Annotated in this window: 14 protein-coding genes; 3 read left to right on the forward strand and 11 right to left on the reverse strand. The window is 56.0% G+C overall.

The features are described 5' to 3' along the window. Positions 1-195 precede the first annotated feature (195 nt). A complete protein-coding gene (gene phoE, locus V4835_RS19050; RefSeq protein WP_063145510.1) occupies positions 196-1,248 on the forward strand; it encodes a phosphoporin PhoE in 1,053 nt (350 codons plus the stop codon). Positions 1,249-1,389: 141 nt separating this feature from the next. On the opposite strand, the gene V4835_RS19055 is transcribed toward phoE, so the two are convergent. The 9 genes from V4835_RS19055 to V4835_RS19095 form a co-directional block, all read right to left on the reverse strand. Beyond that, positions 1,390-2,532 (reverse strand): IS481 family transposase, encoded by a 1,143-nt coding sequence (locus V4835_RS19055; protein ID WP_442877305.1) that lies wholly within the window; start codon positions 2,530-2,532, stop codon positions 1,390-1,392. Between the two features lie 147 nt (positions 2,533-2,679). Further along, entirely contained in the window at positions 2,680-3,738 is a 1,059-nt protein-coding gene (gene dinB, locus V4835_RS19060; protein WP_331413261.1) for a DNA polymerase IV, read from the reverse strand. Between the two features lie 107 nt (positions 3,739-3,845). Then, the gene (gene nqrM, locus V4835_RS19065; protein WP_023615899.1) at positions 3,846-4,049 is read right to left on the reverse strand and encodes a (Na+)-NQR maturation NqrM; all 204 of its coding nucleotides are present in this window, start codon (positions 4,047-4,049) and stop codon (positions 3,846-3,848) included. Beyond that, a complete protein-coding gene (gene nqrF / locus V4835_RS19070) occupies positions 4,049-5,272 on the reverse strand; it encodes an NADH:ubiquinone reductase (Na(+)-transporting) subunit F (protein WP_331413262.1) in 1,224 nt (407 codons plus the stop codon). The genes nqrM and nqrF overlap by 1 nt, the downstream gene beginning before the upstream one ends. A gap of 10 nt (positions 5,273-5,282) precedes the next feature. After that, positions 5,283-5,879, reverse strand: coding sequence for an NADH:ubiquinone reductase (Na(+)-transporting) subunit E (gene nqrE / locus V4835_RS19075; RefSeq protein ID WP_023334613.1), 597 nt, complete (start codon positions 5,877-5,879; stop codon positions 5,283-5,285). Between the two features lie 6 nt (positions 5,880-5,885). Then, positions 5,886-6,524, reverse strand: coding sequence for an NADH:ubiquinone reductase (Na(+)-transporting) subunit D (locus tag V4835_RS19080; protein ID WP_024909466.1), 639 nt, complete (start codon positions 6,522-6,524; stop codon positions 5,886-5,888). Continuing rightward, positions 6,517-7,311: a Na(+)-translocating NADH-quinone reductase subunit C gene (locus V4835_RS19085; RefSeq protein WP_063145504.1), complete on the reverse strand. Its 795-nt coding sequence runs from the start codon at positions 7,309-7,311 to the stop codon at positions 6,517-6,519. The genes V4835_RS19080 and V4835_RS19085 overlap by 8 nt, the downstream gene beginning before the upstream one ends. After that, the gene (locus V4835_RS19090; RefSeq protein ID WP_331413265.1) at positions 7,304-8,539 is read right to left on the reverse strand and encodes an NADH:ubiquinone reductase (Na(+)-transporting) subunit B; all 1,236 of its coding nucleotides are present in this window, start codon (positions 8,537-8,539) and stop codon (positions 7,304-7,306) included. The genes V4835_RS19085 and V4835_RS19090 overlap by 8 nt, the downstream gene beginning before the upstream one ends. A gap of 3 nt (positions 8,540-8,542) precedes the next feature. Beyond that, positions 8,543-9,886 (reverse strand): Na(+)-translocating NADH-quinone reductase subunit A, encoded by a 1,344-nt coding sequence (locus tag V4835_RS19095; protein ID WP_331413266.1) that lies wholly within the window; start codon positions 9,884-9,886, stop codon positions 8,543-8,545. 298 nt (positions 9,887-10,184) lie between these two features. On the opposite strand from V4835_RS19095, the gene dpaA reads away from it, so the two are divergent. After that, the gene (gene dpaA, locus V4835_RS19100; RefSeq protein WP_047347357.1) at positions 10,185-10,925 is read left to right on the forward strand and encodes a peptidoglycan meso-diaminopimelic acid protein amidase; all 741 of its coding nucleotides are present in this window, start codon (positions 10,185-10,187) and stop codon (positions 10,923-10,925) included. Here the strand turns inward: dpaA and V4835_RS19105 are convergent. Continuing rightward, positions 10,896-11,663: a class II glutamine amidotransferase gene (locus V4835_RS19105; protein ID WP_010427885.1), complete on the reverse strand. Its 768-nt coding sequence runs from the start codon at positions 11,661-11,663 to the stop codon at positions 10,896-10,898. The two genes, dpaA and V4835_RS19105, sit on opposite strands and share 30 nt — an antisense overlap. Before the next feature lie 46 nt (positions 11,664-11,709). Beyond that, the gene (gene lpcA / locus V4835_RS19110) at positions 11,710-12,288 is read right to left on the reverse strand and encodes a D-sedoheptulose 7-phosphate isomerase (protein WP_010427884.1); all 579 of its coding nucleotides are present in this window, start codon (positions 12,286-12,288) and stop codon (positions 11,710-11,712) included. A 239-nt stretch (positions 12,289-12,527) separates the two neighbouring features. On the opposite strand from lpcA, the gene fadE reads away from it, so the two are divergent. Then, entirely contained in the window at positions 12,528-14,972 is a 2,445-nt protein-coding gene (gene fadE, locus V4835_RS19115; RefSeq protein WP_029739697.1) for an acyl-CoA dehydrogenase FadE, read from the forward strand. The last annotated feature ends 55 nt before the right edge of the window (positions 14,973-15,027 follow it).

The following is a 15,027-nucleotide window of genomic DNA, read 5'->3' on the forward strand; positions in this document are numbered from 1 at the left end:
GATCAGGAAGCCTAGCGGGAAAGTTTGACACTTTTATTACCAAAATAATAAATCACAGTTTTTTAAAATTATTCTTAGTTTGTCATAAAAGTTTCATTCCAAAACGATAAAACCCTTCCTGTTTTTTCACGGGACTTAAGCATGAGCTTATCGTCCAGCGAATTTTTTTAGCGCGTTTATAAGACAGGACCGAAAATGAAAAAGAGCACTCTGGCATTAATGGTTATGGGCGTAGTGGCTTCTGCATCCGTTCACGCAGCTGAAGTTTATAATAAAGATGGTAATAAGCTGGACGTGTACGGCAAAGTGAAAGCCATGCACTATATCAGTGATGATGACACCAAAGATGGCGATCAGACTTACGTTCGTTTTGGTTTTAAAGGCGAAACACAGATTAACGATCAGCTGACGGGCTATGGCCGTTGGGAATCTGAATTTGCAGGTAACAAAGCTGAGAGCGACTCCTCTCAGAAGACACGTCTGGCGTTCGCTGGCCTGAAACTGAAAAACTTTGGTTCACTGGATTACGGTCGTAACCTGGGTGCCCTGTATGACGTCGAAGCATGGACCGATATGTTCCCTGAGTTCGGCGGCGACTCTTCCGCGCAGACCGATAACTTCATGACCAAGCGTGCTACTGGCCTTGCGACCTACCGCAACACCGACTTCTTCGGCGCGGTTGACGGTCTGGACATGACGCTGCAGTATCAGGGGAAAAACGAAAACCGTGACGCCAAGAAACAGAACGGTGACGGTTTTGGTACCTCTCTGACCTATGACTTCGGCGGCAGCGATTTCGCCGTCAGCGGCGCCTACACCAACTCTGACCGCACCAATGCTCAGAACCTGCTGGCGCGTGGCCAGGGCCAGAAAGCAGAAGCCTGGGCAACCGGTCTGAAATATGACGCGAACGATATTTATCTGGCAGCAATGTATTCTGAAACTCGCAATATGACGCCAATTTCCGGCGGGTTTGCAAATAAAGCGCAGAACTTTGAAGTTGTCGCACAATATCAATTCGACTTTGGTCTACGCCCGTCCCTGGGTTATGTCCAGTCTAAAGGCAAAGATATCGAAGGTATTGGTGACGAAGATCTGGTGAAATATATTGACGTTGGCGCGACCTATTACTTCAACAAAAATATGTCCACTTTTGTTGATTATAAAATCAACCAGATTGACGACAAAAATAAACTGGGCGTGAGCAGCGATGACATCGTTGCCGTGGGTATGACCTACCAGTTCTGATGATGCGAAATAAAAAAAACCGGCTTAATGCCGGTTTTTTTGTCGGGAATTAATGCGGTCTGGTGCCCTCACCCCGGCCCTCTCCCACTGTACGGTCCGGGGACATGGTAGACAGGTGTTCGGGGACATGGTGAACACTTTTTAACATCCTTTACCCATGGTGATCGACTTTTTCTTCAGGTCGATCACCCCCACTTTCGTGCTGTACCACCACACCTCATAGCTGCCGTCTTCCTGCATCTCCTTCAGCCCGACCCGTTCTCCCCTGAACGCCTTGCCTGCGCTCAGGCTTACCCCTTTCACGCTCAGCTTTCCGCTGATATCCACTTTCCTTACCATCACGCCCTCGTCATATTCCGGAGGCGTTGTGCTGCCGCTGTACTGCCGCGCTGACGGCTGATACCGCGAGCCCGGTACCGCCATATCCAGCGCCTCGTGCGGGCGTTCAAGGTTGTACACCGTGCGCCAGTGGTCGAAGGCGCGCTGCAGCTCACCGCTGTCTGCGAACCATTTTCCCTGCAGCACCTCTGCCTTCAGGCTGCGGTGAAAACGCTCCAGCTTGTCCTGCGTCTGCGGATGATAAGGCCGGGAGTGCCCCACCCGGATACCGTGGCGCATCAGCCACAGCTCCAGCGCCGTCCAGGTGCCGGTGGTGTCTCCCCACGGTGAGCCGTTGTCCATCGTCATCCGGTCCGGCAGGCCATAACGCTCAAACACGCTGACCAGCTGCTGCTGCACGGTCTCGCGCCGTTCATCGGTACAGTGCGCCAGGCACAGGGAAAAACGGAAGTAGTCGTCCAGCAGGGTGAGCGGATGGCAGCGGCCCCCGCCAAAGGGAAAGTGGCCCTTAAAATCCATCTGCCAGAGGCGGTTCGGCACATCGTGTTCGAACCGTCCCGTGGGGGGAATGCCCGGTGAAGCGCCCGGCAGCAGGCCATGGCGGGCCATCAGGTTATGGACGGTGCTGAAGGCGGGCATGGTGTGCCCCTGGTCTTCTAGCCAGCGCTTAATCTTGCGGGCGCCCCAGCGTTCATGGCGCTCATGGGCCATGCGCAGCAGGGCGGTGATGTCGTCAGATGAGCGGTTCGGGGAATGGTGCGGTATGCGGGGCCGGTCCTGAAGGCCGGATGGGCCTTCCTGAGCCCAGCGCTGAAGCCACTTGTAGGCGGTGGCAGGTGAAATGCCGAAGCGACGGCAGAGGGAACGGATGTTCGCCCCGTCCTGCGAGGCGAGCAAAACAAACTCGGTACGTAATGACATGGTATCTCTCGCATCCCAGGGCATAAGCGACTCCATAAACGGGTTCTTATGCCTTAGTGGTAAGTGTCTACCATGTCCCCGAACAAGTGTTCACTATGTCCCCGGACCGTACACTCCCAAAGGGAGAGGGTGAAAAACGTAGGCCCGGTAAGCGTAGCGCACCGGGCTTTTTTACAATCCTAATACCAGCTGCCGCTCTAACTGCGGATCCAGCAGCGTGACGTGCAATCCCACCAGCCTTACTCCTCGCCCGCCTCGTCTTTCTTCCCATGCCTTTTTCGCCGTCGCGATAAGATCGTCTTTATTCAGACGCGGCCAGACGTGTTCCTGCGTGGTCTGCTGGAAGTCGTTGAATTTTAATTTGATACCCTGACGGGCAATCAGCAGGTCCGGCTTCACCTTGCTTAATCGTCGTTCCAGCTCAGGATAAAGCTGTTCCGTGATAATGATTTCGCATTCGGACCAGTCATGAATATCTTCAATGAGGGTGCGCTCAACGCCGACGGATTTCCGTAGCCGCTCGCTGTTCACATCGCGATCGTCAATCCCCTGGCTGCGCTCCCACAGCACGCGGCCAAACTTCCCGAAGCGCTTGAGCAGCATGGCGAGATCGCTTCGCTGCACGTCTTCGCAGGTCCGTAACCCCATGCTTTCCAGCTTAGCGGCGGAAACTTTCCCCACGCCGGGGATTTTGCCAAGCGGCAGCGTTTTTAAAAATGCAGGCACCTCTTCCGGCGTGATGACGTACTGGCCGTTGGGCTTATTTAAATCAGAGGCAATTTTGGCGAGGAATTTAACGGGCGCGACGCCCGCAGACGCCGTCAGATTCAGCTCGTTGAAAATCGTCTGGCGGATCTCCTGAGCCATCAGCGTGGCGGAGCCGTGGCAGTGCACGCTGTCGGTCACATCCAGATAGGCTTCGTCCAGCGACAGCGGCTCTATCAGAGAGGTATAGCGGGAGAAGATTTCCCGAATATGAAGGGAAGCCTCTTTATAGGCTTCAAACCGGCCCGGCAGAAGCGTGAGATGAGGGCAAAGCTTTAAGGCCATCGCCGTCGGCATCGCGCTGCGCACGCCAAATTTGCGCGCAGGATAGTTGGCGGTGCTGATGACACCACGCTGAACGCGGCTGCCGCCAATGGCGATGGGAATATCCCGCAGCGCCGGGTTGTCACGCATCTCCACTGCGGCAAAAAAGCAGTCCATATCGACATGGATTATTTTGCGCATAGTAAGCCCTCACTCATTACTGGATAAGTATACAGTAAACAAATGAGTATTGAGAAGAGTACGTAGGAATTGTCGGGTGGCGGCTTCGCCTTACCCGACCTACCGGACTAGATAATGCGCTGCTGCTCGCGGGCCATTCTTTTTTTCCGCGCATCGCACGGCTCCGGGCAGTCGCAGACCTTTTCCATCCCAATGGAGGAAATACCGCCGCAACTGCCCTGAATGCTTTTCCGCTTAACGATCCAGCCTAACGACATGCCGAAAATAACAAGCACAAAAACCACAAAGGTTGCCAGAAACGTCAGCATCATTAGCCTCCAAAATCATCGAGCATGATGTTCTCATCTTCAACGCCGAGATCTTTCAGCATCTTAATCACGGCGGCGTTCATCATCGGTGGCCCACACATATAGAACTCGCAGTCCTCGGGCGCCGGGTGCTGCTTGAGGTAGTTTTCATACAGCACGTTGTGGATGAACCCCGTGTAGCCCGTCCAGTTATCTTCCGGCTGCGGATCGGAAAGCGCAACGTGGAAGGAAAAGTTCGGGTTTTCACGCGCCAGCTGTTCAAACTCATCATCATAGAACATCTCGCGCAGCGAGCGCGCCCCGTACCAGAAGCTGATCTTACGCTGGCTCCCCAGCCGCTTCAGCTGGTCAAAGATATGCGAGCGCATCGGGGCCATACCGGCACCGCCGCCGATAAAGACCATTTCCGCGTCGGTATCTTTCGCGAAGAACTCCCCAAACGGACCGGAGATGGTCACCTTATCTCCCGGCTTCAGAGACCAGATGTATGACGACATTACGCCCGGCGGCGCGTCCGGCACATTCGGTGGCGGCGTGGCGATACGCACGTTGAGCATGATAATGCCCTTCTCTTCCGGGTAGTTGGCCATCGAGTAGGCGCGCAGCGTCGGCTCTTTCACCTCCGACACAAAGCGGAAGAGATTGAATTTGTCCCAGTCGGCGCGGTATTCATCCGGCACGTCGAAGTCCGCATAGGCCACGGTATGCTCAGGACACTCAATCTGAATGTATCCCCCGGCGCGGAACGGAACATCTTCCCCTCCCGGCACCCGCAGCTTCAGCTCTTTAATAAAGGTGGCTTTGTTATCATTAGAGATAACCTCGCACTCCCATTTTTTAACGCCGAAGATCTCTTCCGGCAGCTCAATCTTCATGTCCTGACGCACCGCGACCTGACAGGCCAGACGGCAGCCCTCTTTTGCCTCGCGTTTCGTGATGTGCGCCAGCTCGGTGGGAAGGATATCGCCACCGCCCTCTTTTACCGTCACGCGGCACTGCCCGCAGGAGCCGCCGCCGCCGCAGGCTGAGGAGACAAAAATCCCGTTGCCGGAGAGCGTATTCAGCAGCTTGTCCCCCGCAGGCGTGCGGATCTGATTCTGCGGGTCGTCGTTAATATCAATCACCACGTCACCGGAATTCACCAGCTTCGCGCGCGCCGCCAGAATTAATCCTGACAGCACCAGTACAATCAGCGTGAACATCACCACGCCAAGGATAATTTCCATCTGTTAGCCCTTATAGCTGCACACCGGAGAAGGACATAAAGCCCAGCGCCATCAGCCCGGTGGTGATAAAGGTGATCCCTAAGCCGCGCAGCCCTGCGGGCACGTTGGCATATTTCATTTTTTCGCGGATCCCCGCCATGGTGACAATCGCCAGCATCCAGCCGATGCCGGAACCAAACCCGTACACTACGGATTCACTGAAGTTGTAATCACGCTGAACCATAAACGAGACGCCGCCAAAGATGGCGCAGTTCACCGCGATCAGCGGCAGGAAGATCCCCAGCGCGTTGTACAGCGACGGGAAGTACTTATCGAGGATCATCTCGAGTATTTGCACCAGCGCCGCGATCACCCCGATAAAGGTGATGAAGTTCAGGAAGCTGAGATCGACCCCTTCCACCAGCGCGCCGTCCCGCAGCACAAAGTTGTACACCAGATTGTTAATCGGAACCGAAAGCCCCAACACAACGGTGACCGCCACGCCCAGGCCAAATGCCGTGGAGACCTTTTTAGACACGGCAAGGAACGTACACATGCCGAGGAAAAACGCGAGCGCCATGTTTTCAACAAACACCGCGCGCACAAACAAACTCAGGTAATGAGCCATCGTCGGTTACTCCTTTTCCTGCTGTTCTGGTTTCAACGTACGAATCAGCCAGATCAACAAACCGATAATGAAAAATGCGCTAGGGGCCAGCAGGAACAGGCCGTTTGGCAGATACCAGCCGCCGTTTTGCACCGTGTCCAGCACCGTGATGCCAAACAGCTTGCCGCTGCCAATCAGCTCTCGCAGGAACCCCACGGTCAGCAGGATCGCGCCGTAGCCCAGGCCGTTGCCGATACCGTCCATAAAGCTCGCCAGCGGCGGCATTTTCATGGCGTAGGCTTCCGCACGCCCCATCACGATACAGTTGGTGATGATCAGCCCGACAAACACCGAGAGCTGTTTAGAGGTTTCGTAGGCGAAGGCGCGCAGCAGCTGATCGACCACGATCACCAGCGAGGCGATGATCGCCATCTGCACGATGATCCTCACGCTGTTGGGAATGTGGTGGCGGATCATCGAGATAAACATGCTGGAGAACGCCGTAACCAGCGTGACCGCCAGCGTCATTACCACCGCCGTTTCCAGTTTGGTCGTTACCGCCAGGGCCGAACAGACCCCCAGCACCTGCAGCGTGATCGGGTTATTGGCGAGCAGTGGGCCAATGAGTACCTTTTTGACTTCTTTCAGTTCACCGGTATCAGCCATTGTTCAGCGCTCCTTCACGTACGTTTTTCAGGAAAGGACCAAAGCCCAGCTCGCCCATCCAGAAATCAAAGCTGTGCTGCACGCCTTTTGAGGTGAGCGTGGCGCCGGAGAGCCCGTCAACGGCGTAGTCGTCACCGGGACGTGCCGCCCCTTTCATCACCTTCAGCGCAGGCAGACCGTTATCGTCGAGCACTTTCTTACCGACAAACTGTGCCCGCCAGTTAGGGTTCTCAACTTCGCCACCCAGCCCCGGCGTTTCGCCCTGGTCGTAATACGTAATACCTTTGACCGTGCGGCCATCGGTATCCAGTGCCACAAAGGCGTACATCATTGACCACAGCCCGTTACCGTAGATCGGGAGCACCACTTCCTGAATGCGTTTTTGGGGATCGCGAACCAGATAGATTTCGGCCAGGTTACTGCGACGCTTAATCCCGGCGGGATCTTGCGATGCCTCCAGCGTCACGCTCATCTGCGGATCTTTCAGCGCCAGCGCCTGGTTGAATGTTGCCGGGTCTTTATCCAGCAGTTCACCCGTTTTTAAATCCACCAGACGCGCCGAAATACGTTCAGCAAAGACGGCCGAAACGTCGTCTGCGCTCATTCCTTCCTGCATCAGCCCGGCCACGGCCAGGATGTTGCGCTGTTTATCCAGCGCGCGTTGCTCCTGCTGCAGAGGTTTTAACCCCACGGCAGAACCAGCCACGACGATGGAACAGACCAGACAGAGCACCAGCACCACCAGCAGCGTTTTGCTGATGCTATCGTTATTTTTAACTTCAGCCACGCGCCTTCCTCCGTTTGATATTGGCCCGCACCACCAGGTAATCGAAGAGCGGCGCAAACAGGTTGGCAAACAGAATGGCCAGCATCATCCCTTCCGGATACGCCGGGTTGACCACGCGGATCAGAACACACATCGCGCCAATGAGTACGCCATAGCTCCATTTACCTTTGTCAGTAAACGAGGCCGAGACGGGGTCCGTCGCCATGAACATCATGCCGAACGCGAAGCCACCCAGCACCAGATGCCAGTACCAGGGCATGGAGAACATCGGGTTGGTGGTCGAACCGATAACGTTGAACAGGGTCGCGGTCAGCACCATACCGATCATCACGCCCGCAACAATCCGCCAGGAGGCCACACGACCGAAAAGAATGATCGCCCCGCCAAGCAAAATCATCAGCGTTGAGACTTCCCCGATGGAGCCCGGAATGTTGCCAATGAAGGCATCAAACCAGGTGACAGGCTGACCCGTCGCGTTGTTAACCAGCGTTTCGCCACCGTGTGCTGCCCACTGTGAAAGCGGCGTCGCGCCGGAAAAACCGTCTGCCGCCGTCCAGACCAGGTCGCCCGAGATTTGCGCCGGATACGCAAAGAACAGAAACGCACGTCCCGCCAGCGCCGGGTTGAGGAAGTTCCGCCCGGTGCCGCCGAAGATCTCTTTGGCAATCACCACGCCGAAACTGATGCCCAGCGCCGCCTGCCAGAGCGGCAGCGTCGGGGGAACAATCAGGGCAAACAGAATAGAGGTCACGAAGAAGCCTTCGTTGATCTCATGTTTACGGATGATGGCAAACAGCACTTCCCAGAAGCCGCCCACGATAAAGACCGTGATGTAAATCGGCAGGAAGAAAACCGCGCCCAGCGTCATCATGCTCAGCCAGCCCGCGTCTGCAGCGAAACTTACCCCTAGCGACTGCGCCAGACGGTAGTGCCAGTCGGACTGGATGACCTGCGCCAGCTGCGGTGCATCGTACATATGGTGCAGCGCCGGAAGGGTCTGCAGGCCGACGTTGTACATTCCCCAGAACATCGCCGGGAAGACCGCAAACCACACCAGGATCATCATCCGCTTAAGGTCGATGGCGTCACGAACGTGCGCCGCCCCTTTCGTCACCAGACCCGGCGTGTAGAAAATGGTCGCCGTTGCTTCATACAGCGGGTAGTACTTTTTGAGCTTCCCTTCGGTAAAGTGCGGCTCAATTTTTTCAAAGAGGTGTTTTAAGCCCATCGGTTATCCTTCCTGCTCAATGCGGGTTAACACCTCGCGCAATACCGGTCCAAATTCGTATTTGCCCGGGCAGACATAGGTACAGAGCGCCAGATCTTCTTCGTCAAGCTCCAGACAGCCCAGCGCCTGCGCGCTGTCGGTATCACCGGCGAGCAGATCGCGCAGCAGCATGGTCGGCAGAATATCCAGCGGCATGACGCGCTCGTAGTTACCAATCGGGACCATGGCGCGCTCGCCACCGTGCGTGCTGGTCGAAAAGCTAAACAGCTTATTACGCAGGAAGTGGCCCAGCGTGGTTCGGGTGACGGAGTATTTTTCCGCACCGGGCAGAACCCAGCCGAACAGCTCTTTCTCACGCCCCTCCTGCACAATGCTCACCTGCAAATGGAAACGTCCCAGGTACGCGTGCGCATTGGCAGCATGGCGTCCGCTGAGGACCGAACCGGAAATCAGGCGGTTTTCACCCTCTTTCGTTTCGCCCACCAGCAGTTCATTGATGTCTGCGCCCAGCAGCGTCTTCACCAGACGCGGGTTTGCAGCCTGCGGCCCACCGACGGCGACGATCCGTTCAGCGCAGAGTTCACCCGTAGTAAAAAGCTTACCGATGGCGATAACGTCCTGATAATTAAGATGCCAGACCCGCTTAGTCAGGCTCACCGGCTCAAGGAAATGGATGTGCGTCCCGACCAGACCCGCCGGATGTGGGCCAGCAAACTCATTAAACGTGACCTGCCCCTGCGGATGCCCGCCAAGCTTGCCGCCGCTGGCCTGGCAAACGTGGACTTTCCCGGACGTGAGGCGGGTTAAAACGGTCAGTCCGGCATCGAAGGCTTTGCGCTGCGCCAGGATAACCGGCTGTGGGTCCACGCTGAGCGGGTTGGTGTCGATTGCCGTGACGAAAATCGCGGCCGGTTCCGTGCCCGGAACTGGGGATTTGCTGAAGGGACGCGTACGAAGCGCGGTCCATAAACCGGACGCCAGCAGTTGAGCCTGAACGGCGTCGCGGTTCAGCGACGCGAGGTCTGCCGCGTCGTAATGGGCGAATTCACGCTGCTCATCGCCTTCAATGCGGATCACCACCGACTGCAGAACGCGCCGTTCGCCGCGGTTGATCGCCACAACGGTGCCGCTCGCGGGTGCCGTGAACATCACGCCGGGATTTTTTTTGTCCTCGAAGAGCGCCTGTCCTTTGATAACGAGATCGCCCTCCTGTACCAGCATTGAAGGACGCATTCCCAGGTAGTCGTCGCCCAAAATGGCGACATGACGGACGCTTGCGCCTGTCGAAACGTGCTGCACTGGCACGCCTGCAATCGGCAGATTAAGTCCTTTTTTGATTTTAAACATGTGGTTAGCAGGTTTCCATGAACAACAATCCAGTGGGCGCGAAGTGTAGCATTTTCCCCTTCTCGCGGGCAGGGAATCCGCCGTCGCGCGCGCCAAATTGCGAGCTAATGCGCAAAGTTCCTGGAGCCAACGCAATTTTGATGGTTTATAAAGTCAAACTAATTTGTAAACTCACCGCCCGGCTCTTGCGAAAATCTATAGCGGTGCTAATGTGAGCGCTCCTAACAGAATAATCTGATTTCGGGTCTCTTTTGCCGTCCTGGCAAGTTGGTCATGGTTTTATCAAGGAACTAGTAGTATGCGTAAAATCGCATTGTTCATTGCGATGCTTCTGATTCCGTGCATGTCGTTTGCCGGACTGCTCAGCAGTAATAGCTCAACGACGCCGGTCAGCAAGGAATATAAACAGCAGTTAATGGGATCGCCGGTTTATATTCAAATCTTCAAGGAAGAACGCACTCTCGATCTGTTTGTGAAAATGGGCGAGACATATCAGCTGCTTGATAGTTACAAAATTTGTAACTACTCCGGTGGGCTGGGGCCAAAACAGCGTCAGGGCGATTTCAAAAGTCCAGAAGGGTTCTACAACGTTCAGCGCAGCCAGCTCAAGCCTGACAGCCGCTTCTATAAAGCCATTAACATCGGCTTCCCGAATGCCTATGACCGTGCACACGGTTATGAAGGTAAATATCTGATGATCCACGGTGCCTGCGTGTCTATCGGCTGTTATGCGATGACCGACTCCGGCATTGATGAGATTTTCCAGTTCGTGACGGGCGCGCTGGTCTTTGGGCAGCCTAACGTACAGGTCAGCATCTATCCGTTCCGCATGACGGACGCCAACATGACGCGTCACAAGTACTCATACTACGCGGATTTCTGGAAACAGCTGAAGCCGGGTTACGACTACTTTGAACAGACCCACAAGCCACCGGTGGTCTCTATCGTAGATGGCCGTTACGTGGTCAGCAAACCGCTGAGCCACGAAGTCGTCCATCCACAGCTGGCGTCAAATTACACGGTCCCCGAGACAAAATAGCACCCACTCGCCTGGCATAATCTTTTGCCAGGTTTCGTTGCCCGTCAGCGGCTGCGTTGCGATAACAGTGACCACATCGTTCGGTGTGGTCTCCTTCTGAAAGTCTATTTCCACATCCTGATCCAGCAGCGTCGCCACGCCAAACGGCGCGCGGCGGGTGATCCAGAACAGATTCGTCGAGCAGAACGCCATCACATAGCGGCCGTCAGAGAGCAGCATGTTGAACACGCCTTTTTCACGCAGTTCAGACGCCAGCGTCGCGATGTATTTGAATACGGCGGCCATGTTGCCGGGCGTGCGGGGATAGCGCTCCGTCAGCTTGTGCAGCAGCCAGCAGAAGGCTTTTTCGCTGTCCGTTTCGCCTACCGGGCGGAAATTTCCCGTCTCCAGCGACTTATAGCCCGTAAGCTGCCCGTTGTGCGCGTAGGTCCAGTTACGACCCCACAGTTCACGGGTAAACGGATGGGTATTTTCCAGCGCCACTTCGCCACGGTTAGCCTGACGGATGTGGGCGATCACCGAGCGGGACTTGATGGGGTAGTCCTGCACCAGTTTGGCAATCGGCGAGTTAAAGCTGGGCTGTGGATCTTTGAACGTGCGACACCCTTTGCCTTCGTAGAAGGTGATGCCCCAGCCGTCTTTATGCGGCCCGGTCCCTCCACCGCGCTGCACCAGCCCGGTGAAACTAAAGCAGATATCGGTTGGCACATTGGCGCTCATCCCGAGCAGTTCGCACATACGTCACCTCCACAACAGCGGGGGCAAGAGTGCCCCCAGCGAAGTCTTACTTAACCATCTCTTTTTCGATCAGTTGAATCAGGATGTGGATCACTTTGATGTGAATTTCCTGAATACGGTCAGCATAACCGAAGTGCGGAACGCGAATTTCGACATCCGCTGTACCGTCCATCTTACCGCCATCTTTACCGGTCAGGGTGATGACTTTCATCCCTTTTTCACGCGCGGCGGCGATCGCTTTGATCACGTTGCCGGAGTTGCCGGAGGTAGAAATCCCCAGCAGCACGTCGCCTTCGCGGCCTACCGCTTCAACGTAGCGGGAGAAGATGTGGTCGTAACCGAAGTCGTTGCCTACGCAGGAGATGTGGCTCACGTCGGAAATCGCAATCGCCGGGTAGCCCGGGCGGTTTTCGCGATAGCGTCCGGTCAGCTCTTCTGCGAAGTGCATAGCGTCACAGTGGGAACCGCCGTTACCGCAGGAGAGCACTTTGCCACCGGCTTTGAAGCTGTCGGCCAGCAGGACCGCTGCGCGCTGAATAGCGTGAATATTGGCATCATCTTTCAGAAAGTTCGCCAGCGTTTCCGCCGCTTCGTTCAGTTCGTTACGAATAAGATCCTGGTACATGAGGATAATCCTTCAGTATTGATGAAATAACACAGTGGAGTGTACCGGATAGCGGGAAAAGCGAGAAGCTAAAGCCATGCGAATCGTCCGGCGTTTTGATTTTTCGTGCCGGCTAAAACACGAACAATGTGAACCAGGTTGTAATTATTTTGTAAACACATTGCTAAAGGAATTCACATCAACTACAACCATATCATCACAAGTGGTCAGACCTCCTACAAGAAAGGGAGCTTTTCTTTATGATGATTTTGAGCATTCTCGCAACCGTTGTTCTGCTCGGTGTGCTGTTCTATCACCGCGTAAGTTTATTCCTGAGCAGCCTGATTCTTCTGGCCTGGACCGCTGCGCTTGGCGTCGCAGGCCTCTGGAACATCTGGCTTTTAGTCCCTCTTGCCATCATTCTTCTGCCGTTTAACCTGGCACCAATGCGTAAATCAATGATCTCTGCGCCGGTGTTCAAAGGCTTCCGCAAAGTGATGCCGCCAATGTCGCGTACCGAGAAAGAAGCGATTGACGCGGGCACCACCTGGTGGGAAGGCGACCTGTTCCAGGGCAACCCGGACTGGAAAAAGCTGCATAACTATCCGCAGCCGCGCCTGACCGCTGAAGAACAGGCCTTTATTGACGGCCCGGTGGAAGAAGCGTGCCGTATGGCGAACGACTTTGCCATCACCCATGAAATGGCCGACCTGCCGCCAGAGCTGTGGGCGTATCTGAAAGAACATCGCTTCTTCGCGATGATTATCAAGAAAGAGTACGGCGGTCTGGAGTTCTCCGCTTACGCTCAGGCTCGCGTCCTGCAAAAGCTGGCGGGCGTCTCCGGGATCCTGGCGATTACCGTTGGCGTGCCTAACTCCTTAGGCCCGGGCGAACTGCTGCAGCATTACGGTACCGAAGAGCAGAAAGATCACTATCTGCCGCGTCTGGCACGCGGTCAGGAAATCCCTTGCTTCGCGCTGACCAGCCCGGAAGCAGGCTCCGATGCGGGCGCGATCCCGGATACCGGCGTGGTCTGCATGGGCGAATGGCAGGGCGAACAGGTACTGGGCATGCGCCTGACCTGGAACAAGCGTTATATCACCCTGGCGCCAATCGCCACCGTGCTGGGTCTGGCCTTTAAGCTCTCTGACCCTGAAAAACTGCTGGGCGGTGAAGAAGATCTGGGCATTACCTGTGCGCTGATCCCAACCTCTACCCCAGGCGTTGAAATTGGTCGTCGTCACTTCCCGCTGAACGTGCCGTTCCAGAACGGTCCAACCCGCGGGCAGGATATTTTTGTGCCGATTGACTACATCATCGGCGGTCCGAAAATGGCCGGTCAGGGCTGGCGTATGCTGGTGGAATGTCTGTCTGTGGGCCGCGGCATTACCCTGCCGTCGAACTCAACCGGCGGTCTGAAGTCGGTCGCGATGGGGATTGGCGCGTACGCTCACATCCGCCGTCAGTTCAAAATCTCCATCGGCAAGATGGAAGGTATCGAAGAGCCGCTGGCGCGTATCGCGGGCAACGCCTACGTGATGGATGCCGCTGCTTCTCTGATTACCTACGGCATCATGCTGGGCGAAAAACCGGCCGTGCTGTCCGCGATTGTGAAGTACCACTGTACCCACCGCGCGCAGCAGTCGATCATTGACGCAATGGATATCGCAGGCGGTAAAGGCATTATGCTCGGCGAAGGCAACTTCCTGGCGCGCGGCTATCAGGGCGCACCGATTGCCATCACCGTGGAAGGGGCAAACATCCTGACCCGCAGCATGATGATCTTCGGTCAGGGCGCAATTCGCTGCCATCCGTACGTGCTGGAAGAGATGGCCGCCGCGCAGAACAACGACGTGGATGCTTTCGATAAGCTGCTGTTCAAACATATCGGTCACGTGGGCAGCAACAAGGTGCGCAGCTTCTGGCTGGGCCTGACGCGCGGTCTTACCAGCGCGACGCCGACCGGCGATGCCACCAAACGTTATTATCAGCATCTGAATCGACTGAGCGCCAACCTGGCTCTGCTGTCAGATGTTTCCATGGCGGTGCTGGGCGGTAGCCTGAAGCGTCGCGAGCGTATCTCCGCTCGTCTGGGTGATGTGCTGAGCCAGATCTTCCTGGCCTCTGCGGTCCTGAAGCGCTACGACGACGAAGGCCGTCAGGAAGCGGATCTGCCGCTGGTGCACTGGGGCGTTCAGGATGCGATGTATCAGGCTGAACAGGCGATTGACGACCTGCTGGCGAACTTCCCGAACCGCTTCGTGGCGGGCGCTCTGCGCGCGGTGATCTTCCCGACCGGTCGTCACCACCTGGCGCCGTCCGACAAGCTGGACCACAAGGTGGCGAAGATCCTGCAGGTACCGAGCGCAACCCGCTCCCGTATCGGTCGTGGTCAGTATCTGACGCCGACGCCGCATAACCCGGTGGGTCTGCTGGAAGAGGCGCTGCTGGACGTGATGGCTGCCGATCCGATTCACCAGAAGATCTGTAAACAGCTGGGCAAAAACCTGCCGTTTACCCGTCTGGACGAACTGGCAAAACAGGCGCTCGCCGGTGGCATTATCAATAAAGATGAAGCCGCTCTGCTGGTGAAAGCCGAAGAGAGCCGTCTGCGCAGTATTAACGTGGATGATTTCGAGCCGGACGAGCTGGCAACGCAGCCGGTAAAGCTGCCGGAGAAGCACCGCAAGCCTGAAGCCGCGTAACGCGTTTCGCTCTGACAAACCCCGCCCTGAGCGGGGTTTTTTATTGCCACATTTT

This window comes from Enterobacter cloacae complex sp. CARB60, from assembly GCF_036487345.1.
GTDB classification, from domain to species: domain Bacteria; phylum Pseudomonadota; class Gammaproteobacteria; order Enterobacterales; family Enterobacteriaceae; genus Enterobacter; species Enterobacter asburiae_D.